Here is a 19,920-nt window from a genome sequence, read left to right on the forward strand (position 1 = left end):
AATATTATGGAAGATTATATTCAATATTATAAAGACAAAACAATATTAGTCACTGGCGGAGCTGGAGCTATTGGTACTAATTTAGTTAAAGCACTTTCTAATGCTGGAGCAAAACTTATAATTATTTTAGATAATTTATCTTCATCTTATAAATGGAATATTCTTTCTTTGCAGAATGTTATGTTTATAAAGGGGAATGTAACTGATGATATAGATTTAAAACGAGTTTTTAACGAAAAACCGGAAATAGTGTTTCATTTAGCTGCTTTTTTTGCCAACCAAAACTCGGTTGACTATCCTGAAAGAGATTTACAAGTAAATGGATTTGGAACTTTAAAAATGCTTGAATATTCAAACTTAACTGGAATTAAGAAATTTATATATGTTTCTTCTGGATGTTCTATTTACGGAAGTGCATCTCCCCTGCCTTTGAAGGAAGATTTTATGTCAATGAATTTAAGTACTCCTTATCAAGTAACAAAAATGTTGGGAGAGCTATATTGTAATTTTTTCTATAATCATTATGATTTGCCAGTAGTAAAAACAAGGTTTTTTAATTCTTATGGTCCTGGGGAAGTGCCGGGACAGTATAGAAACGTAATCCCTAACTTTATTTATTGGGCAAAAAAAGGATTACCATTGCCAATTACCGGAAGCGGAGAAGAAACAAGAGATTTTACATATGTTGGAGATTTAGTTGACGGGCTTTTAAGAGCAGGCTTTTATGAAAAAGCAATAAATAAAGAATTTAACCTTGCTTCAGGCAAGGAAACGAAGATTATTGACTTAGCAAATATGATAAATGAAATAATAGGGAATAAGACAGGAGTAAGATTTGCCAGTAGGCGAAAGTGGGATACTAAAGATAGATTATTGGCTTCAGTGGACAAAGCCAAAGAATTAGTCGGTTACGAACCTAAGACAGAGTTTAAACAAGGCCTTATAAATACTATTGATTGGTTTAAAGAAAATTGGGATAATATAGAAAAATCTGCTAAATTCGGACCTGGTATTTCTTCAGCAGTTCGAGAAATTTATACTAATAGTTTTCAAAAATAATTTATGTCAGACAAAAAGAGTCTTCTTAAATGTATTTTAATTATAGGAGATATTATTTTAATGTATGGAGCATTATTTTTGGCTTTAGCTATAAGGTATGGTGATTTTTCTTTTTTGCCCGGTCCGCGAACACAAGCTTTTATTTTTCATTTTTCAATTATTGCTATATTTTGGATTTTACTTCTCTTTGCTTTTGATTTTTATGAGATACCTCCTTTAAGAAAGATATTTGATGTTTTACGTAATTTAGTAATTTTTATTTTTTTGGCCGGAATTTTCGGGGTCGTTTATTTTTATTTAAAACCTCAATCAGTTATTACCCCTAAAACAATTTTGGTCTTAGATATTTTAATATTTTCTTCTTTTATTTTTATTTGGCGATATATTCTAAACCGTGTCATCAAAACAAGAGGTTTTAAAGAAAAAATAGTTATTATAGGGCTTAGCTCACAATTTAAAGAACTAATATCAAATTACATCAATCAAAGCAATTATGAAGTAGTTTCCTTTTTTGACCCTGCAGAAAATATTACTAAACTAAAAGAAATTATAGAGAAAAATAGGGTAGATACAATCGTTTTTGCTTTGGATATTCATAAAGACAAAGAGTTATCTCAAAAAATATTTTCAACATTACCTCTGAAATTAAATTATATTAGTTTTATTACTTTTTATGAAACAATAACAAAGAAAGTGCCATTAGAAGATATTGATGAATTATGGTTCTTGCAAAATATTTCACAATCAAAGAGAAGAATTTACGAAATATCAAAAAGAACATTTGATATAGTTTTTTCTTTTATCGGGCTTTTAATCACAATAATTCTTTTCCCTTTTATTGCTTTGGCTATAAAAATAGATTCTCCTGGTTCTATTTTCTATATTCATAGAAGAATAGGCAAAAATAGAAAGGTATTTAGGCATTATAAATTTAGAAGTATGAAAGAAACGCCAGACCAGTATAAAGAACCCTGGAGAGAAAGAGATCCAGGCCAAATTACCATGGTAGGCAGGTTTTTAAGAACCACTCACTTAGATGAATTTCCCCAGTTCTGGGGTATTTTAAAGGGGGATTTAAGTTTTGTTGGTCCTAGGCCGGAATGGGAGAAATTAAGTGGAATTTTTGAGAAAGAAATTCCTTTTTATCAACAACGGTATTTAGTGAGGCCAGGATTTACTGGGTGGGCGCAAATACATTATCCAGCTTCTACCTCTGTTGAAGAGGCGAAAGAAAAATTTCAATACGACCTTTATTATATTAAAAATCGTTCTTTCTTTTTGGACTTGGCTATTTTATTCAAAACCATTCAGCTTATTTTTAGATAAAATTGACATTTTTTCAGATATTGTTAATATAAAAAATATGGAGCAGGGCATGTATCAAAGAGATAATATGGATGAGATTGATTTGATGGATTATATAAAAGTAATTCTGAAAAGAAGAAAAATGATTTTTGGAATTACTATTTTGGCAGTTGCTGTAGCAGCTGGTTTTAGTTATTATATGCCAAAAGTTTATGAAATTAGTACAAGCTTGGAAGTAGGTATAATGGAAAAACAAGGAAAGGATAGCTTTGAATTGATTGAGGAGCCGAGTCAGATAGTTGCAAAAATAGAGAGCGATGCTTATGGAGTTTTAATTAGAGAACAATTGCAAATTTCAGAACAGGATTATCCTAAAATGAAAACAGAAAATCCGAAAAACACAAATTTGGTAGTAATGAAAATAGAATCTAACGAACCAAAGTTAGCTAAAACAATTTTAGAAGAAATTGATAATTTAATTTTAAAAGAACATCAAGAAAAGTTAGATAAGAAAAAATCAGAGATTAAGGAAAACATAGAGGAAATTCAAGCAGAATTAAATTTCTTGGAGACAAAAAAATACTATTCAGAAGGAATTGCTCAATTACAAATCAAACTTGTAAATTTGAAAAATCAGACGAATACCATCCAAATAACAAAAGTAGTGAAAAAGCCCATAATTCCGGAACAACCAGTAAAACCAAGACCTTTGTTAAATATAGTTATTGTAGCTGTTTTAGGCTTGTTTGTTGGAACATTTTTAGCTTTTTTCAAAGAAATGTGGGAAAAAGAGAAAAATTTAGCTTAAAACAAATAGTAATTCGATATATTATCCTATAGAAAAATTACTGAATTATTCAGTAATTTTTTTATTTCAGCCGCAAAAATGCCTTGCTGCTTTTAGTATCCCGCTTTGATTTAAATCGAGGCTGGTTTTTATAAAGCAAAAAACCCCGGAAACCGGGATCTTTTGCCGACAAAGAATGGAGCTCCTTTGATTTCTCATAGGAACCACACTCACTAATTTAATGTTAGCAAATTCAAACTTTTATGTCAACCCCGATACTACGAGGACTGTCCTTGTAGTGTTAATAAAACTGATTTTATCATTTTAATTATTTCTTTGATGTCTTTTTTCTGAAAGTGATTTTGCAAAGGGAAATTAATAATCCTCTGGCTGATATCAACTGTATTAGGAAATTGACGCAAATCTAATTTATATTTTTTCTGCGCTTCTGGATTAAGGATTATTGGCTGGTGCCACATTCTCGTACAAAAGATGCCTTTTTTTTGCAGCCCTTTTATAAAATCGTTTCTTTTTTCTTTTATTTTTTTTGGCATTAAAGCAGATAAGTAGCCAAAACTATTGTTTTTTGATTTTTGCGTTTCAAAGCCCAAGGACTTAAGTTCTTTTTGAAAAAAGCTGGCCAGTTTAATTCTTTTTTTTAAGTTTTTTTGATGTTCTTCAAAAAAACAGGAAAACAAATTTAAAGAAACCTGGTTAATTCCTCCAATTTTAAACAGTTTTTCTTTTCTAATCATTTTTGGAGCGATTTTACTGCCGAATTTTTTAAAGATATATGCCCAGAAAGGGAAGCAGTTTAAAAAAGAAAGAATATCCCTGAAAGAAAAACTAGTTTTTTCCAATTCAATTTCCCAGTCATTCGGGCAGACCAGCATTCCGCCTCTTATAGTAGGCAGAGATTTGTATAAACTGAACAAGGCGGCATCACCGAAATTTCCAAGATAAGTTTCATTTTGCTTTGCTCCCAAGCTATGGGCGCAGTCCTCAATTATTTTCAGATTGTGTTTTTTGGCAATCGCTGTAATCTTTTTTATATTATTCGGAAGTCCGTAGATATGCGGAACAAAAACAGCTTTTGTCTTAGGAGTGATTTTCTTTTCTATTGTTTCAATTTTGATATTAAAACTTTTGATATCAGCATCTATAAAAATCGGTTTGATATTATATTTTTTAAAAATAGGAAAGAAAATGTCGCAAACATAAGCAGGAAAAAGGATTTGGCTGTCTCTTAAATTCATTTTTTCAATTATAATCCTGAAAGCTGATCTTCCCATATCAGTGAAAATAATTTGTTTTTCTGGAAAACAAAAAGAAAGCTTTTTATTTAAAGCTTTTAAATCAGCGGACTGTAAAAAAGAAAAAAAGATTTCCTTAAGTTTTTTTTTCTTTAAATTTATTTGCGGATGGACAAAATACATTTTCATCATTGAATATGATAGCATATTAAATAAAAGTTTGCTATAATAAAAATGGCCGGGAGCCAAGCACTCACTAAAGACTTAGAATTGGAGTCAACTCTCCCGGCCTTTTAAAACTAAAAATGAAAAGTTTAAAGTTTAAAAAAAATGTTCAATTGAAGAATTACACTACCTTTAAGATTGGCGGACCAGCGAAATATTTTTATATTGCCAAAACTGCAAATGACTTAATCAAAGCAATTAAGGCAGTAAAAGAACTAGGGCTGGATTTTTTTATTTTAGGCAAAGGAAGCAATATTTTAGCAGCAGACAAAGGATATGATGGATTAGTGATTAAAATCCAAAGTCCAAATTATTCCAAATTATTCCAAATAAAAACCAAATTTCAAAATCCAAAAATTTATGTTGAAGCTGGGATGCCTTTATCTTTACTGGTTTCTAAAACAGCAGAGAAAGGACTAACTGGTATGGAATGGGCAATAGGAATTCCAGGCACTGTTGGCGGTGCAATTAGGGGCAATGCCGGCGCTTTTGAACAATCAATTTCTGATATTGTTAAAAAAGTAAAATGTTTGGATATTAAAAATTTAGAATCCAAAACTTTGAAAAATAAGGATTGTAAATTTAAATACAGGGATAGTATTTTTAAGCATAAGAAAAATTTGATTATTCTTTCAGCGGAAATTGAAATGAAAAAAGGTGATAAAAAAGAAATTAGAAAAAGAGCAATGGAAAACCTAAAATGGAGAAAACACAACCAGCCCTTGGATTTTCCTTCAGCTGGTTCTATATTCCAAAACCACAAGAGACATTCTGCTGGCTGGCTGATTGAACAATGCGGCTTAAAAGGAAAGAAAGCTGGCAAAGCCCAAATTTCTAAAAAACATGCTAACTTTATTGTCAATTTAGATAATGCCAAAGCTGAAGATGTTTTGAAATTAATAAATTTAGCAAAGAAAAAAGTAAAACAAAAATTCGGCATTGAATTAAAAGAAGAAATAGAATATTTGGAATAATTAAAAATTTTATAGTTATCCACATTGACAAAGTTTTTTAAAATGAAAAAATAAAGTAATAAATTTAAATGGCAAATACAAGTCGAGTATTTGTCCTAGATAAAACTAGCTGTTCTTAAAAAACGCAAAATGTGATTTTTAAGATAATTAAGATGGCTAAGAAAAAAAAGAAGAAGAAGAAGAAATAAATTTCTTCTCCAACCCCCTCCTTTTCGCGCTTGCGCAAAAGAAGGGGGTTGTTTTTTTTGAGAAAAATACTAAAATTAAGTTATTATGAAAATTTTATCAAAACTATTCGGTGATGCTAATGAAAAATATTTAAAAAAGATTCAACCAATTGTTGATGAGATAAACAGCCTTGAATTGCAATTCAAGGATTTTTCTAATGAAAAGCTTCGTTCAAAATCAGAAGAATTCAAAGAAGAATTAAAAAAAGGCAAGACGCTTGATGATATATTGCCAAGAGCTTTTGCATTAGTGCGAGAGGCGGCAAAAAGAACTTTAAATCAAAGGCATTTTGATGTCCAAATAATCGGCGGCATTGTTTTACACCAAGGTAAAATCGCGGAAATGAAAACTGGAGAAGGAAAAACATTAGCTTCTACTCTGCCAATTTATTTAAATGCTTTAACAGATAAAGGCGTTCATGTGGTAACAGTTAATGATTATTTAACTAAAAGAGATACTGTCTGGATGGGGCAGATATACGACTTTCTTGGGTTGTCAGTTGGGTGCATTGTTCATGATACTGCTTATATTTATGATCCTAACTTTGGCAAGTCAGAAATCTCAAACAATGAAAGAGATGAAGAAAGAGATATTCTTGGCGGTTTTAAAGTGAGTGAGAGTTACTTGCGTCCATGTTCAAGGAAGGATGCATACCAAGCAGATATTACTTATGGCACCAACAATGAATTTGGTTTTGATTGTTTAAGGGATAATATGGTTTATGAATTAAAAGACAAAGCTCAGCGAGAATTTGATTTCGCGATTGTTGATGAAGTTGATTCAATTTTAATTGATGAGGCTAGAACGCCTTTAATCATTTCAGCTCCTGATATAGAAGCCACAAAAATGTATTCAGAATTTGCCAGTATTATTCCTAAGTTGAATAAAGAAACTGATTATGAAATTGATGAAAAAATGAAAGCAGTTACTCTTACTGAACCAGGCATTGAAAAAATAGAGAAAATTTTAGGCATGGAAAATATTTATCAAGAAAAAGGCATTAAATATCTGCATCATTTGGAACAGTCCTTGCGCGCCCAAGCGCTTTTTAAAAAAGACAAAGATTATGTGGTGAAACCTGCCTCGCCGCAAGGCGGGGACGGGCAAGTTATTATTGTTGATGATTTTACCGGCCGCTTGCTTCCAGGCCGTCGTTATTCCGGTGGACTGCATCAGGCGATTGAGGCAAAAGAAGGAGTTGATGTCCAGCCAGAATCAAAAACATTAGCTTCAATTACTTTTCAGAATTATTTCCGGCTTTACAATAAGCTAGCTGGAATGACAGGAACAGCAGCCACTTCAGGCGAAGAATTTGACAAAGTTTATGGTTTGGAAGTTGTTATTATACCGACAAACAAGCCAATGGTTCGCGAGGTATTGCCGGATAGAATTTATAAAACAGAAAACGGAAAATTTAAATCAGTTGTGTCAGAGATTAAGAAAAGGCATGAGACAGGCCAGCCAATTCTGGTTGGCACCACTTCTATTGAAAAGAATGAGTATCTTGGCAAGCTGTTAGATATGGAAGGAATTCCTCATCAGATTTTAAACGCCAAGCATCATCAGAAAGAAGGAGAAATTATTGCCCAGGCAGGCAGATATAAGGCAGTAACTATTGCTACTAATATGGCTGGAAGAGGAGTAGATATAATTTTAGGCGGCAATCCTTTTGATAAAGAGGAGGCAGAAAAAGTTATTAAAAGCAATGGTCTTTGCGTTATTGGCACAGATAGGCATGAAGCGAGGAGAATTGATAATCAGCTTAGGGGCAGGTCTGGAAGGCAGGGTGATCCTGGCTCTTCCCAGTTCTTTGTTTCTTTGGAAGATGATTTGCTAAGGATTTTCGGCGGAGAAAGAATTCAGAAAATGATGGAAATGCTGAAAATTCCAGAAGACCAGCCAATTGAAGCCAAAATGGTTTCAGGAGTTATTGAATCAGCGCAGGAAAAAATTGAGGGAATGAATTTTGATTTGAGAAAGCATTTATTAGATTATGATGATGTTTTAAATAAACACAGAGAGGTAATTTATAAGAAGCGGAGGGAAATCTTAGAAAAAGCTCAAGATTCAAAACTTAAAGCTCAAATTCTGGAAATAGTTAAAAAACAAGGGAAAACAGAAGCTGATTATGAGAAAAAAGAAAAAGAAATAGGTGAGGAGAATATGAGAAAAGTGGAAAAAATTATTTCTTTGCGAACTTTAGATTTTATGTGGATGGACCACTTGGAAAATATGGAATATTTGCGCGATTCTGTGCGTTTGCGTGCTTACGGACAGAAAGATCCTTTGGTGGAGTATAAAAACGAAGGGCATAAGATGTTTCGCCAGCTTCTTAATATGATTGAAGCAAATATTGTGGAAACCCTTTTTAAAGTGAGTTTAACCAAGCCTGAAGAAAAAACTGTTCCTAGTCCAGGGATGGAATTCAGCCATCCTTCAAGTTCTGCTCCAGGAGTTTCTTCTGCCCGGCCTTCAGTCCAAAGGCCTTTAGGTAAAAGAAAAAAAATCGGCAGGAATGATCCCTGCCCCTGTGGATCGGGTAAAAAATACAAAAAGTGCTGCTGGCCCAAATATGGATAAAATAATACAAACACCGGGTGTTTGTATTATCGACCGCCTTTCGTTGAAGGCGGTTTTTTGGTAAAATAAAATAATATGTTTTTCTTGCCAGCCGGGTGTTCAATTTTAATACTCTTTATTCTTTTTCTACCCATTCTTTTTGTTTTGGGCTTTTTTCATATTATTACTATTGGATTTGAGAATTTAGGCATTTCGCCGGAAGCAACATTTTTATTGCTTGTTTTAATTTTATTTGGTTCAGTAGTAAATATTCCTTTGACCAGAAAAAAATTAGTTCAAGTTAAAGAATATAGATTTTTTAGTTTTTTTCATAAGCCAAAGCTAATAGAGCAGGGAATAGCTGTCAATTTAGGCGGAGGAATAATTCCTTTCCTGCTTTGCATTTTCTTTTTGTCTAAAATTCCATTAGAGCCAGTTTTAGCAGCTACTGCTTTTATGATAATTATTTGCTATTATCTGGCTCGGATTGTTCCGGGTAGGGGAATAGCTCTGCCATTTTTTGTTCCACCGATTTTTTCAGCTATTTTTGCCTTAATTTTAGCTCCGGGATTTGCTGCTCCCTGCGCTTTTGTCTCAGGTGTCTTAGGCGCTTTAATCGGCGCTGATATTTTAAATATTAGAAAAGCGCAAAGATTGAGCCCAGGCTTTATCTCTATTGGCGGAGCCGGCGTGTTTGACGGCATCTTTTTAGTTGGCATTGTTTCATCTCTCTTAACCAGTTTCTAAAGATTTGACATTTTTGAATTAAGAGATACAATAAAATAATATTTAAATATGTCTAAAAAAAGAATCCGTGTCATTATTGTTCTTATTTTTATCCTGGCTTTTTCAGCAGGAAATTTTGTGGAGCCGAAATATTGGAATAACACAGCTGATGTTATTAATGCCAAGAAAAATGAGATTAGATATATTGAACGCTTAACTAATATTCCACAAATGCCTGAAAAGGATTTTGTTTTAGGATTGGATTTGCAGGGAGGCACACACTTGGTCTATGAGGCAGATATGTCTAATATTGAGAAAGATGATTATACTTCTTCTTTACAGGGATTAAGGGATGTTATTGAAAGGAGAATTAATCTTTTTGGTATTACAGAGCCAGTTGTGCAAGTCCAGAAAACATCAGGCCATCACCGTTTAATTGTGGAATTAGCCGGAATAGATGATCCAAGCAAAGCAATTGAAATGATTGGCGAAACGCCTTTTTTGGAATTTAGAGAAGAGAGAGATGATATTGATGAGATTATAGCCAAGAGAGAAGAAGTAAATAAATATTTTGCCGAAGGAAAAACCCTTGAAGAAATAGATAATATTGTTGAAAACTGGCATTTAGCTTTTGAAGAACCTTTTAAATCCACAGATTTAACTGGAAAATACCTTGAAAAATCAGAATTAGGTTTTGGACAAACAGCTTATGAGCCCTTGATCCTGCTTCAGTTTGACGAGGAGGGTTCAAGGCTTTTTGAAGAATTAACAGAAAGAAATATTGGCAAGCCATTAGCTATTTATATTGACGATATTATGATTTCCAGCCCTACTGTTCAGGAAAAAATTTCTGGAGGAAAAGCACAAATTACTGGCAAGTTTACTTTAGATGAGGCAAAAGAGCTTGTCCGCAATCTTTCTGCTGGCGCTTTGCCAGTTCCAATTGCATTGATTTCCCAGCAAACAGTCGGGCCAATTTTAGGAAAGGCCTCTTTAGAAAAATCCCTGACAGCAGGAATTTACGGTTTTCTGGCAATTTTGTTGTTTTTAATAGTATTTTACCGGGTTCCTGGAATTTTATCTTCAATTGCTTTAGTTATTTATGTTCTCTTAGTTTTAAGTATATTTAAGCTTATGTCAGTTACTTTAACCTTGGCTGGTATAGGCGGATTTATTTTATCTATTGGAATGGCTGTAGATGCTAATATCTTAATTTTTTCCAGAATGAGAGAGGAATTAAGAGAAGGAAAAACTTTTTCCCAGAGCGTAGACCAAGGATTTAATCGGGCTTGGCCATCTATTAAAGATGGAAATTTAACTACTCTGATTGTTGCTTTTATTTTATTTGCTTTTGGAACAAGCTTTGTGAAAGGCTTTGCTTTGACTTTGAGTTTGGGGATTCTTTTAAGCATGTTTTCTGCCATTTTTATTACTAAAAACTTTTTAGAGTATTTTAAAGGAACACGATTAGAAAAATTTGGCAGATTATGGAAATAGTGCTCGGCAATAAAGTTTTAAAGTACCGGCTGTTCAAATCTCCAGCGAGATTTGCCAGCCTACGCTCTCGCCTCGCTGCTCCGATTTAAAATCGGAGACCATGCCAGCGAGGCTCCGAGAGTTACTTTAAAACCTTATTGTCTCGCTCACTATTATTCGTAGATTTATGAATTTTCTTAAATACACAAAGATTTATTTTATTTTTTCTGGAATTTTAATTCTTGGTAGTTTGTTTTGTCTTGGTCTTTTTGGCTTGAAGCCCAGCATTGAATTTACCGGAGGAAGCATTTTAGAAATAGAATATATTGAAGAAAGACCGAGTAACCAGAAAATCCATGACCAGCTTTCAGAATTTGACTTAGGAAGCATAATAATCCAGCCAACTGGAGAGAAAGGAGTTATTATTAGAACAAAAGATATTACTGAAGAAACTCATCAAACCATTATTGAAAAACTTAGAGAGAGCCGAGAATTAGAGCAATTAAGATATGAAAATATTGGGCCGATTATTGGCCAGGAATTAAAAGACAAAACAAAGATTATTATTGTCCTGTCTCTTTTGGCTGTTGTCTCATATATTGCTTTTGCATTCAGGAAAGTTCAGAGGCCGATAAAAAGCTGGCAGTATGGATTGGCTTCCTTAGTTGCTTTAAGCCATGATGTTTTAATACCTTTAGGTGTTTTTGCTATTTTGGGAGAATTTTATGGAGTAGAGATTTCTATTCCTATTATTGTTGCCTTACTTACTGTTTTAGGATATTCCATTAATAATACGGTTGTTGTTTTTGACAGAATAAGAGAAAATTTGTTAAGCCCTTATAGAAAAGAGAATTTTGAAGAAATAGTTGATATTTCCCTGCATCAAACACTCACCCGTTCAATTAATACTTCATTAACTACTTTATTTGTTCTTTCAGCCATTTTCTTTTTTGGCGGAGAAACTTTAAAGTATTTTGCTTTGGCTTTAATGATTGGTATTACAGCTGGGACTTATTCTTCATTATTCTTAGCCAGTCCGGTTCTTGTTTGGTGGCTGAAACACCGAGAAAAATTTGACAAAATTAAATAGTGTGCTATGCTATAAATAGCTTTTTAAAATACTTAAAATATGGAAAGAAAAAAATCTTTGTGGTTAAGAATTGTTTGCCAATGTAGTTGGTAAGCAGCTCTCGGCCACAAAGATTACAATCCAGTAAGACAGCGAAGACAGAAAAACCGGCCGATAAAAAAATTTAGGAGGTGAAAGAGAAAAAAATGATTGAAAAATTCATGGGCGAGATAAGACAAGGCGAGATAGCTTTAGCTCTCGTGAAAGAAAAAATTGCAAACGAAGGTATTCGTTTCAATACTTTTAAACGAGGATTGGGAAATATTTCTAAGAAAACGAATATTCCTCAAGACGAGCTAAAACAATTTATAAGAATTCTTCTTGAAGAGCAGATAGAGAAGAATTTCGGCAGTCGATAAGAGAAAAAGATAAAAGAGCAAGGTTGAGATGTATATCTCTTAAAAGGGTAATTGTGCTTCCTCTGTAAAGAATTTATGCAGAGCAAAGGCAGAACAAGAACCTTACCTCCTTTTTTATTAAAACTAGTTAAACACAAAATGTAAAAAGTAAGGGGGATTTTCATTTTTTCTCCCTTTTTATTTTTTTCATTTTTGATTATAATTTAAAAAGGACAAAATGATTTCTTTAATTCTTTTTCTAAATTTATTACTTCTGGCGTTTTTGATTATTTTTGTTAGTTATCTTTTAATTCAATTGTATTTTGCTTCAAGTATGATATTTGGCGCTCCTTTTATGCCTTCTCCAACAGAGAAAGTCAAAAGGATGTTGGAATTAGCCAGTCCAAGATCCGGAGAGATTCTTTACGATCTTGGCTCTGGAAATGGAAAAATTTTATTTGAAGCGGTAAAACAATACAAAGTGAGAGCTATTGGTGTTGAGATCAATCCTGTATTAGTTTGGCTTTCTCGTAGAAAGATTAAGAAACTTGGACTGGAGGATAAAATAAAAATTTATCAAGGGAATTTTTTTAAAAAAAATCTCTCCGATGCTGATATTATTTTGACCTATCTTTGGCAGCCCACTATGGGTCCTTTAGAAAAAAAGCTTCTTTCAGAGCTGAAACCAGGAACTCGGCTTGTTTCTTTAGCTTTTACTTTTGATAATATTCCTTTTGTAAAATCTGATTCAGAATATTCTTTTATAAGATTGTATCAGATTCCAAGATAAAAATTCCTTGTTAGAAATCCCATTATCTCTTTCTTTAATGAAAGAGATTTTTTACAATATTTATCCACAGAAAAAGATTTGACACTTTTTCTGGAATATGATATAAAAATGTAATATGTTTGTTAACTATCAAAAAATTTGTAATGATATTCTTGAATGCTTGCCGCAGGATAGAACAAGAGATATTATAAGCCGACGTTTCGGTTTTGGAGCAGATAAGAAAGAAACATTGGAATCAATAGGCAAGAGCTATGGGATTACCAGGGAAAGAGTGCGTCAGATAGAGGAAGACGGTTTCAAAAAAGCCAAGGCGAAAGCAGTTCAGACAGCCCAAAAACCTTTTCAGATTTTTGGCCAAGAATTAGAGAATTCTGGCGGATTAAGAAGAGAAGATTTGCTTTTAGAGAAACTTGGAGGAAAAAACTTTAAGCCCCAAGTTTTATTTTTATTAACTTTGGGAAAACAGTTTGAAAGATTTTCTGAGACAAATGACCTTCATGCTTTTTGGAGTATAGATAAAAATTCTTTAAATTCAGCTCAAAAAGCTATAAATGGTTTTGCTAATGAACTCAAAAAGAGAAAGCAGCCATTGTCTTTAAAAGATATTAGTTTAGTTAATTATATTGAGCTGTCAAAGCAAGTCCTAAAAGGACCGGACGGTTTATACGGTTTTTCTGATTGGCCGGAAATTAATCCTAAAGGCATAAAAGATAAAGCATTTTTAGTGATAAAAAGAGAAAACAAGCCATTGCATTTTACTAAAGTAGCAGAGTTTATTGAAACGCAGGAGCAGGAAAAGAAATCATGCCTGGTTAAGACAGTTCATAATGAATTGATTAAAGACCAAAGATTTGTTTTAGTGGGCAGGGGACTTTATGCTTTAAAGGATTGGGGATACAATCCAGGAGTAGTCAAGGATGTAATCAAAAATGTTTTAAAAGAAGCTCAAAAACCACTGCCTTCAAAGGCAATTATTGAGCAGGTTTTATCTCAACGTTTTGTCCAAAAAAACACTGTTCTTTTGAATCTCCAGAATAAGGAATATTTTCTAAGGGATTCTCAAGGAAAATATACCATCAAAGAAGCATAATAAATGGAAGATCAAATTTTTGTAATTTTTAATACCATTTGGAATTTTTTAAGGACTTGGTGGTGGATTATTCTGCCGTTTATTTTAATCAAGCCCTTTTTATTTATTTATCTTTGGTGGAGAAATCAGGTTTGGTTTGGCAAGATGAGATCTATCGTATTGGAAATAAAACCGCCAAAAGAAGTTCTAAGACCTATTAAGGCAATGGAGACAGTTTTTAATGGCTTATGGCATTTTTACGACCCGCCTAATTACAGGGAAAAATGGTTTGAAGGAAAAATGCAATTAGGTTTTTCTTTGGAAATTGCCTGTTTTGGAGGTGAGCCCCATTTTTTTATTAGAATTCCAGAAAATGCTCGTAATTTAGTTGAATCAACGCTTTATTCCCAATATCCTGATTTAGAAATTAAAGAAGTTGATGATTATACTAAAAAAGTTCCCCAGGATGTTCCAAATAAGGACTGGGAAATATGGGGCACTGATTATGAACAGCTAAAAGATGATATTTATCCCATTAAGACCTATTCTAAATTTTTTGAAGAAAAACCAGAAATATCAAAGGAAGAAAAAAGAATTGATCCTATGTCTAATCTTTTGGAAGGTATGGCAAAATTTAAGCCAGGGGAGCAGTTATGGGTTCAAATTATGGCTAAGCCGGTTTCTCATCTTGAAGAAAGTAAAGATTTTATAGAGAAGGCAAAAAAAGAAGTAGATAAATTAGTGAACAGGCCAAAACCGTCAGTTTCAAAACCAATAGTTGAAGAAGCAATAGATGTCCTAGTTACTGGCGAGCCGCCAAAAGAAGAAGAAGAAAAAAAAGAAGGAGGCATTATGCCCGCAATGGAGCTGACGCCCGGGGAGATGAAAGTAGTATCTGCTATTGAAGATAAAATAAGCAAATATGCTTTTGAATGCAGTATAAGGTTTCTTCAATTAGGAAAAAGGGATGTGTTTTTTTCCCCTAACAAAGCTATTCCAATGGGCTTTTTTGACCTTTTTGGTACAGTTGATCTTAATGGATTAAAGCCAATGAGAAGAACCATTACTAAAGTTCATACTGTTTGGCTTTGGTTTTTAGACAATAGAAGGGTTTATGTTCGGAAAAGAAGAATGTTTAGAAATTTTATTGAAAGATTAGGTCCTTTTTGTCCATGGCCAGGCGGCACTTTTATTCTAAATATTGAAGAATTAGCTTCTTTGTATCATTTTCCAGGTAGAGGAGTTACAGCTGCGCCTTCTATTTCAAGAGTAGAGGCAAAGAGAGGCGAAGCTCCGATTGAATTACCTACAGAGTAAAATTTATGGATATAAATTTTTTCGGGGAAACAAATTTTCGTAATATTAGGAAAAAATTCGGAATAAAAGCCGATGACAGGCGCCGGCATGTTTATGCTGTGGGAAAAACCGGCATGGGTAAAACAGTTATGCTGGAGAATATGGCTATTCAAGATATTCAGCAAGGCCATGGGATAGGTTTTGTTGACCCTCATGGCGAAGCATCGGAAAACCTTCTTGATTTTGTTCCAAAAAATAGAATTAAAGATGTTATTTATTTTAATCCTGCTGATTTAGATTATCCTATTGCTTTTAATGTTATGGAAGAAGTAGATCCGGAAAAAAGGCATTTAGTAGCCGGCGGTTTGATGGGCGTTTTTAAAAAAATCTGGCCTGATGTCTGGTCAGCCAGAATGGAATATATTTTAAACAATTGTATTTTAGCTCTTTTAGAATATCCAGGTTCTACTCTTTTAGGTGTTAATCGAATGCTGGCTGATATTGATTATCGCAAGAAAGTCGTAGAAAAAGTGACTGATCCAGTAGTAAAAGCGTTTTGGACTCAAGAATTTGCCAGATATAATCAAAGATATGAGACAGAGGCAACCGCTGCTATTCAAAATAAAATTGGCCAGTTTATATCCGCGCCTTTAATTAGAAATATTATTGGCCAGACAAAATCAACTATTAATGTGAGGCAGGCAATGGATGAAGGAAAGATTTTAATATTGAATTTATCCAAAGGGAAAATAGGTGAAGATGCTTCCCGTTTATTAGGGGCTCTTTTAATTACTAGAATACAATTAGCTGCTATGTCCAGAGTTGATGTGCCGGAAGAAAAAAGAAGAGACTTTTTCCTTTATGTAGATGAATTTCAAAACTTTGCCACTGAATCATTTGTTAATATATTATCTGAAGCGCGTAAATACCGCTTGTCTTTAATTTTAGCCCATCAGTACATTACTCAAATGGAAGAAACAGTAAGAGACGCGGTTTTTGGAAACGTGGGCACAATTGTTTCTTTTCGAGTGGGAGCAGAAGATGCAGAATTTTTAGAAAAAGAGTTTCTACCAGAGTTTAATGGTTCTGATTTAGTTAATTTGGCAAAATATAATATTTATTTGAAACTAATGATTGATGGCTTGGCAGGCAGGCCGTTTTCAGCTGAAACCTTATCTCCCGAATCAAAGTTAGAAGAATCAAATAAAGAAGCAATTATTCAGGAATCCAGAAAACAATATGGTACAGAAAAAAAATCTGTTGAGGAAAGCATTATTCAGTGGGCAGAGCCCATAGAGGGAGTTGAACCAGTATTGGCAGAACCGCAGGTTCTTTACGATGCCCAATGCCAGAACTGCAAGAGAATGATAAAAGTTCCTTTTAAACCAGATGGAGTAAGGCCTGTTTATTGCAAAACCTGCCTTGAAAAAATAAAGAGAGGAGAAAAAGAAGAAGAACCGAAAGACAAAGATATGTCTTTAAGCGAAGCGATAAAACAGGAGCCTGTTTTTTTCCGACCCGGCAAAAGGGAAAAAAATGAAAGGGAGAAGCGTCCCAAAAAGGAAATAGATATACAAGGATTAAAAGAAGTTTTAAAAGAGTCCCTAAAGAAAGAAGAAGATAAAAAATGAAAACTTTAAAAAATTTTAATTTTCAGAATAAGAAAGTTTTATTAAGAACTAATTTTGATGTTCCTTTGTCAGATAGAGGGTCTATCAGGGATGATTTTCGCATTAAGGCAAGTATTTCCACTATTGAGTATTTAATAAAGAATAGAGCAAAAATTATTGTAATAAGCCATCTTGGCAGGCCGAAAAAAAGAGAAGAAAAATTTAGCTTAAAACCAGTCGCTAATAGATTAGGAGAATTATTAAATAAAAGAGTAAAATTTGTTGACGGTCTTAGTGTCAAAAAAATAAAATCAGGAGATATTGTTGTTTTGGAGAATTTGAGGTTTTACAAACAAGAAAAAGAGAATAATTCTCAATTCGCCAAGCAATTAGCAAGATTGAGCGATATTTATATTAATGATGCTTTTGCTGTTTGCCATCGTGAGCATGCTTCTATTGTCGGCATTCCAAAGTATCTTCCATCAGGTATTGGCTTGCTGATAGAAAAAGAGATAAAAATATTAGACCAAATTTTGAAAAATTCTAAAAGGCCTTTTATAACCATAATTGGAGGGAAAAAAGTAGAGACCAAAGTAAAATTTATTGATAAGATATCTGAAATTTCTGATTTTGTTTTAATCGGCGGCTTAATACCTAAGGAAATAGAAAAGCAGAAAATAAAATTTAAAGAGCCGGAGAAAATTATCTTGCCTGTGGACTGGATAGACAGCGGTGATATCGGAGAAAAAACAATAAAGATATTTAATGAAAAGATTAAAACAGCAAAAACCATTTTTTGGAATGGTCCATTAGGAAAAACTGAAGAAGAGAAATTCTCTAAAGCAACAAAAGAGGTTGCCAAAGCTGTTGTTAAAAGCAAAGCTTTTTCAGTAATAGGAGGAGGGGAGACAATTGAGTTTTTAACCAGGATTGGCTTAATTAAAAAATTCAGCTTTGTATCCACTGGCGGCGGTGCAATGCTTGATTACATAGTTGACAGTAAATTAGTTGGCCTTGAAGCACTGAAGTTCTCCAAAAGTTAAATTAAAAATAAAGAAAGGGCGATGAAAATATATAACATTGCCCTATGATAAAAATAAAAACTATTAAGTTGTGAAGATGCAATTAGCAAAATGGAATGGTTTTTGGCAGAAGGGAGAGGAATTTTCTGTTTTCGTCTTGATTGATACAGTCATCATTGACCAGTCCTAAAAAATATCAAGATGTTTGTCAGAATTTTCCAATCTTTCTTCTACCACCCACACTCAGTTCTCTGTTCCGGTGGCACAGTACTTATTTTCTAAAGTTTTCTTTCTTTTCCATTCTTGCCTTTTGGTGGATAGGTAAGCCCTTAAAACATCGGACATACCCTTGTTTGTGTGCGTAAGACTCCACCAGGTCTTACACGTTTTCATTATACACAACTATAAAATCTTGTCAACCCCCACTTATAGTTTTGGCAGATTTTATGGCTGAAATTCATAAATGCCTGAAATCAAAAATCTTAAAAAAGCATCTAACAGAATTCTGAAAGCGATTGAAAATAAAGAAAAAATCATTTTATACGGTGATGCTGATTTAGACGGCACTGGTTCAGTTGTTATTTTAAAAGAAGCTATTGAAGAATTAAGCGGCAAAGTTTCTGCTGTTTATTTTGTTGACCGAGAAAAAGAGGGTTATGGGATAAACGAGATTGGTTTGGATTTTTTAAAACCATTAGCCCCAGCATTGCTTATTGGTTTGGATTTAGGCATTACTAATTTTAAAGAAGTAGAAATAGCCAAAAAGATAGGTTTTGAAGTAATAATCATTGATCATCATAAGGTGATTGGTTCTTTGCCAAAAGCTTCAATTATTGTTGACCCAAAACAAAAAGAAGATAATTATCCCTTTAAAGAATTTGCTGCCACTGGTCTTGTTTATGAATTGGCCAAAGTGATGCTTAAAGATAAAATGAGTGATTCATTAGATAATCAGTTTTTAGAATTAGTCGCTTTAGCCACTATTGCTGATATGATGATTAGAGAAAAAGAGAATAAAGAATATATTGAGAAAGGACTTTGGTCGTTAAAATACACAAAAAGATTAGGATTAAAAGTTTTTTTTGAAATTAACTCTTTAAATCCGCCAGTTGGCGGATTAAAAGAAAGAGAAAAAATTCAAAAAATTGTTTCTGCCTTAAATGTCAGTGAAATTAAAGAACATTTAACAGAAGCATTTTTGCTTTTGACTTGCGAGAATAAAAGAAAAGCAAAAAACTTGGCTGAAAAATTCTTGGATAGAAATGAAACAAGACATTTTCAAATAAGAGAAATCACCAGCCAAATAGAAGAAAAAATATCAGAAAATCCATGTTCAGTGATTTTTGAAGGCGATACTGGCTGGACTAATATTTTAAACGGGTCTGTGGCTTCAAGGATTTGCAACAAATATAAAAAACCAACTTTTATTTACAAGAAAGGAAAAGAAAAAACTACTGGCGCAGTAAGAATGCCTTCAGGAATGGATGCTGTCCAAGCAATGCAAAGCTGTGAAAAGCTTTTGATTACTTTTGGCGGCCATGCGCCAGCAGCCGGTTTCAGTATTAAAAACGAAAACTTGGAAAAGTTCAAAGAGTGTTTAATAAAATATTTTGAGAAATATGAATAAGATAATTATTTACACAGATGGCGGGTCGCGCGGAAATCCAGGCCCGTCAGCCATAGGAGTAGTAATTTCTGATGAAAAGGGAAATACATTAAAAGAATATTTCCAGTATTTAGGAGATGGTATTACTAATAACGAGGCAGAATATCAGGCAGTAATTTTTGCTTTGAAAAAGATAAAACTATTATTTGGCAAGGAAAAAGCATATAATTCAGAAATTGAGATTAATTCTGATTCTGAATTGTTGGTAAATCAATTAAACGGCAAATATAAGATTTTAGAACCAAACCTGCAGCCATTGTTTTTAAAAGTTTGGAATTTGAAAATTGATTTTAAAAAACTAACATTTAAATCAATTCCAAGAGAGCAAAATAAAGAAGCAGATAGATTAGTCAACCAGGCCTTAGACGCTCAAAACAGCAATAAAAAGCTATTTTAAAAATAGTTGAC

Annotated in this window: 17 protein-coding genes; 16 read left to right on the forward strand and 1 reads right to left on the reverse strand. The window is 33.2% G+C overall.

All coding sequences use genetic code 11. From position 1 onward, the window contains the following. The first annotated feature begins 6 nt into the window (after positions 1-6). From KAT95_00270 to KAT95_00280, 3 genes are all read left to right on the forward strand, one after another. A complete protein-coding gene (locus KAT95_00270; protein MCK4520296.1) occupies positions 7-1,059 on the forward strand; it encodes an SDR family NAD(P)-dependent oxidoreductase in 1,053 nt (350 codons plus the stop codon). Positions 1,060-1,062: 3 nt separating this feature from the next. Continuing rightward, the gene (locus KAT95_00275; protein MCK4520297.1) at positions 1,063-2,385 is read left to right on the forward strand and encodes an exopolysaccharide biosynthesis polyprenyl glycosylphosphotransferase; all 1,323 of its coding nucleotides are present in this window, start codon (positions 1,063-1,065) and stop codon (positions 2,383-2,385) included. Between the two features lie 67 nt (positions 2,386-2,452). Next, positions 2,453-3,172 carry a hypothetical protein gene (locus KAT95_00280; protein MCK4520298.1) on the forward strand — a complete coding sequence of 240 codons (720 nt, stop codon included), beginning with the start codon at positions 2,453-2,455 and terminating at the stop codon, positions 3,170-3,172. Positions 3,173-3,429: 257 nt separating this feature from the next. On the opposite strand, the gene KAT95_00285 is transcribed toward KAT95_00280, so the two are convergent. After that, positions 3,430-4,596 (reverse strand): DegT/DnrJ/EryC1/StrS family aminotransferase, encoded by a 1,167-nt coding sequence (locus KAT95_00285; protein MCK4520299.1) that lies wholly within the window; start codon positions 4,594-4,596, stop codon positions 3,430-3,432. 113 nt (positions 4,597-4,709) lie between these two features. Here KAT95_00285 and murB point away from each other — a divergent pair, with 113 nt between their 5' ends. The 13 genes from murB to KAT95_00350 all read left to right on the forward strand — a co-directional run bounded on the left by murB (position 4,710) and on the right by KAT95_00350 (position 19,909). Beyond that, positions 4,710-5,603, forward strand: coding sequence for a UDP-N-acetylmuramate dehydrogenase (gene murB, locus KAT95_00290; GenBank protein ID MCK4520300.1), 894 nt, complete (start codon positions 4,710-4,712; stop codon positions 5,601-5,603). 273 nt (positions 5,604-5,876) lie between these two features. Beyond that, positions 5,877-8,411, forward strand: a complete 2,535-nt coding sequence (gene secA / locus KAT95_00295; GenBank protein MCK4520301.1) for a preprotein translocase subunit SecA — start codon at positions 5,877-5,879, stop codon at positions 8,409-8,411. 75 nt (positions 8,412-8,486) lie between these two features. Next, positions 8,487-9,137, forward strand: a complete 651-nt coding sequence (locus tag KAT95_00300) for a DUF1614 domain-containing protein (GenBank protein ID MCK4520302.1) — start codon at positions 8,487-8,489, stop codon at positions 9,135-9,137. Positions 9,138-9,185: 48 nt separating this feature from the next. After that, a complete protein-coding gene (gene secD / locus KAT95_00305; protein ID MCK4520303.1) occupies positions 9,186-10,613 on the forward strand; it encodes a protein translocase subunit SecD in 1,428 nt (475 codons plus the stop codon). Positions 10,614-10,779: 166 nt separating this feature from the next. Beyond that, positions 10,780-11,682, forward strand: coding sequence for a protein translocase subunit SecF (secF, locus tag KAT95_00310; protein ID MCK4520304.1), 903 nt, complete (start codon positions 10,780-10,782; stop codon positions 11,680-11,682). A 185-nt stretch (positions 11,683-11,867) separates the two neighbouring features. Then, a complete protein-coding gene (locus KAT95_00315) occupies positions 11,868-12,080 on the forward strand; it encodes a hypothetical protein (GenBank protein MCK4520305.1) in 213 nt (70 codons plus the stop codon). Between the two features lie 217 nt (positions 12,081-12,297). After that, positions 12,298-12,849, forward strand: a complete 552-nt coding sequence (locus KAT95_00320; GenBank protein ID MCK4520306.1) for a class I SAM-dependent methyltransferase — start codon at positions 12,298-12,300, stop codon at positions 12,847-12,849. Positions 12,850-12,964: 115 nt separating this feature from the next. Next, on the forward strand, positions 12,965-13,939 hold the full coding sequence (locus tag KAT95_00325; protein MCK4520307.1) for a hypothetical protein: 975 nt from the start codon (positions 12,965-12,967) through the stop codon (positions 13,937-13,939). A 3-nt stretch (positions 13,940-13,942) separates the two neighbouring features. Further along, positions 13,943-15,235: a hypothetical protein gene (locus KAT95_00330; GenBank protein MCK4520308.1), complete on the forward strand. Its 1,293-nt coding sequence runs from the start codon at positions 13,943-13,945 to the stop codon at positions 15,233-15,235. A gap of 5 nt (positions 15,236-15,240) precedes the next feature. Next, positions 15,241-16,845: a type IV secretion system DNA-binding domain-containing protein gene (locus tag KAT95_00335; protein MCK4520309.1), complete on the forward strand. Its 1,605-nt coding sequence runs from the start codon at positions 15,241-15,243 to the stop codon at positions 16,843-16,845. Beyond that, a complete protein-coding gene (locus KAT95_00340; protein MCK4520310.1) occupies positions 16,842-17,867 on the forward strand; it encodes a phosphoglycerate kinase in 1,026 nt (341 codons plus the stop codon). The genes KAT95_00335 and KAT95_00340 overlap by 4 nt, the downstream gene beginning before the upstream one ends. Before the next feature lie 442 nt (positions 17,868-18,309). Further along, on the forward strand, positions 18,310-19,473 hold the full coding sequence (locus KAT95_00345; GenBank protein ID MCK4520311.1) for a DHH family phosphoesterase: 1,164 nt from the start codon (positions 18,310-18,312) through the stop codon (positions 19,471-19,473). Then, the gene (locus KAT95_00350; GenBank protein ID MCK4520312.1) at positions 19,466-19,909 is read left to right on the forward strand and encodes a ribonuclease HI family protein; all 444 of its coding nucleotides are present in this window, start codon (positions 19,466-19,468) and stop codon (positions 19,907-19,909) included. The genes KAT95_00345 and KAT95_00350 overlap by 8 nt, the downstream gene beginning before the upstream one ends. The last annotated feature ends 11 nt before the right edge of the window (positions 19,910-19,920 follow it).

It is taken from the genome of Candidatus Parcubacteria bacterium (assembly GCA_023131895.1).
Taxonomy (GTDB): domain Bacteria; phylum Patescibacteriota; class Minisyncoccia; order Minisyncoccales; family JAGMDC01; genus JAGLYZ01.

Bases quoted from the DNA above. Each gene is read 5' to 3' on its own strand.
- KAT95_00270 (MCK4520296.1), top strand. From the start codon at position 7: ATGGAAGATTATATTCAATATTATAAAGACAAAACAATATTAGTCACT.
- KAT95_00275 (MCK4520297.1), top strand. From the start codon at position 1,063: ATGTCAGACAAAAAGAGTCTTCTTAAATGTATTTTAATTATAGGAGAT.
- secF (MCK4520304.1), top strand. From the start codon at position 10,780: ATGAATTTTCTTAAATACACAAAGATTTATTTTATTTTTTCTGGAATT.
- secD (MCK4520303.1), top strand. From the start codon at position 9,186: ATGTCTAAAAAAAGAATCCGTGTCATTATTGTTCTTATTTTTATCCTG.
- murB (MCK4520300.1), top strand. From the start codon at position 4,710: ATGAAAAGTTTAAAGTTTAAAAAAAATGTTCAATTGAAGAATTACACT.
- KAT95_00285 (MCK4520299.1), bottom strand. From the start codon at position 4,596: ATGATGAAAATGTATTTTGTCCATCCGCAAATAAATTTAAAGAAAAAA.
- KAT95_00280 (MCK4520298.1), top strand. From the start codon at position 2,453: ATGGATGAGATTGATTTGATGGATTATATAAAAGTAATTCTGAAAAGA.
- KAT95_00315 (MCK4520305.1), top strand. From the start codon at position 11,868: ATGATTGAAAAATTCATGGGCGAGATAAGACAAGGCGAGATAGCTTTA.
- KAT95_00300 (MCK4520302.1), top strand. From the start codon at position 8,487: ATGTTTTTCTTGCCAGCCGGGTGTTCAATTTTAATACTCTTTATTCTT.
- KAT95_00335 (MCK4520309.1), top strand. From the start codon at position 15,241: ATGGATATAAATTTTTTCGGGGAAACAAATTTTCGTAATATTAGGAAA.
- KAT95_00340 (MCK4520310.1), top strand. From the start codon at position 16,842: ATGAAAACTTTAAAAAATTTTAATTTTCAGAATAAGAAAGTTTTATTA.
- KAT95_00345 (MCK4520311.1), top strand. From the start codon at position 18,310: ATGCCTGAAATCAAAAATCTTAAAAAAGCATCTAACAGAATTCTGAAA.
- KAT95_00350 (MCK4520312.1), top strand. From the start codon at position 19,466: ATGAATAAGATAATTATTTACACAGATGGCGGGTCGCGCGGAAATCCA.
- KAT95_00325 (MCK4520307.1), top strand. From the start codon at position 12,965: ATGTTTGTTAACTATCAAAAAATTTGTAATGATATTCTTGAATGCTTG.
- KAT95_00330 (MCK4520308.1), top strand. From the start codon at position 13,943: ATGGAAGATCAAATTTTTGTAATTTTTAATACCATTTGGAATTTTTTA.
- KAT95_00320 (MCK4520306.1), top strand. From the start codon at position 12,298: ATGATTTCTTTAATTCTTTTTCTAAATTTATTACTTCTGGCGTTTTTG.
- secA (MCK4520301.1), top strand. From the start codon at position 5,877: ATGAAAATTTTATCAAAACTATTCGGTGATGCTAATGAAAAATATTTA.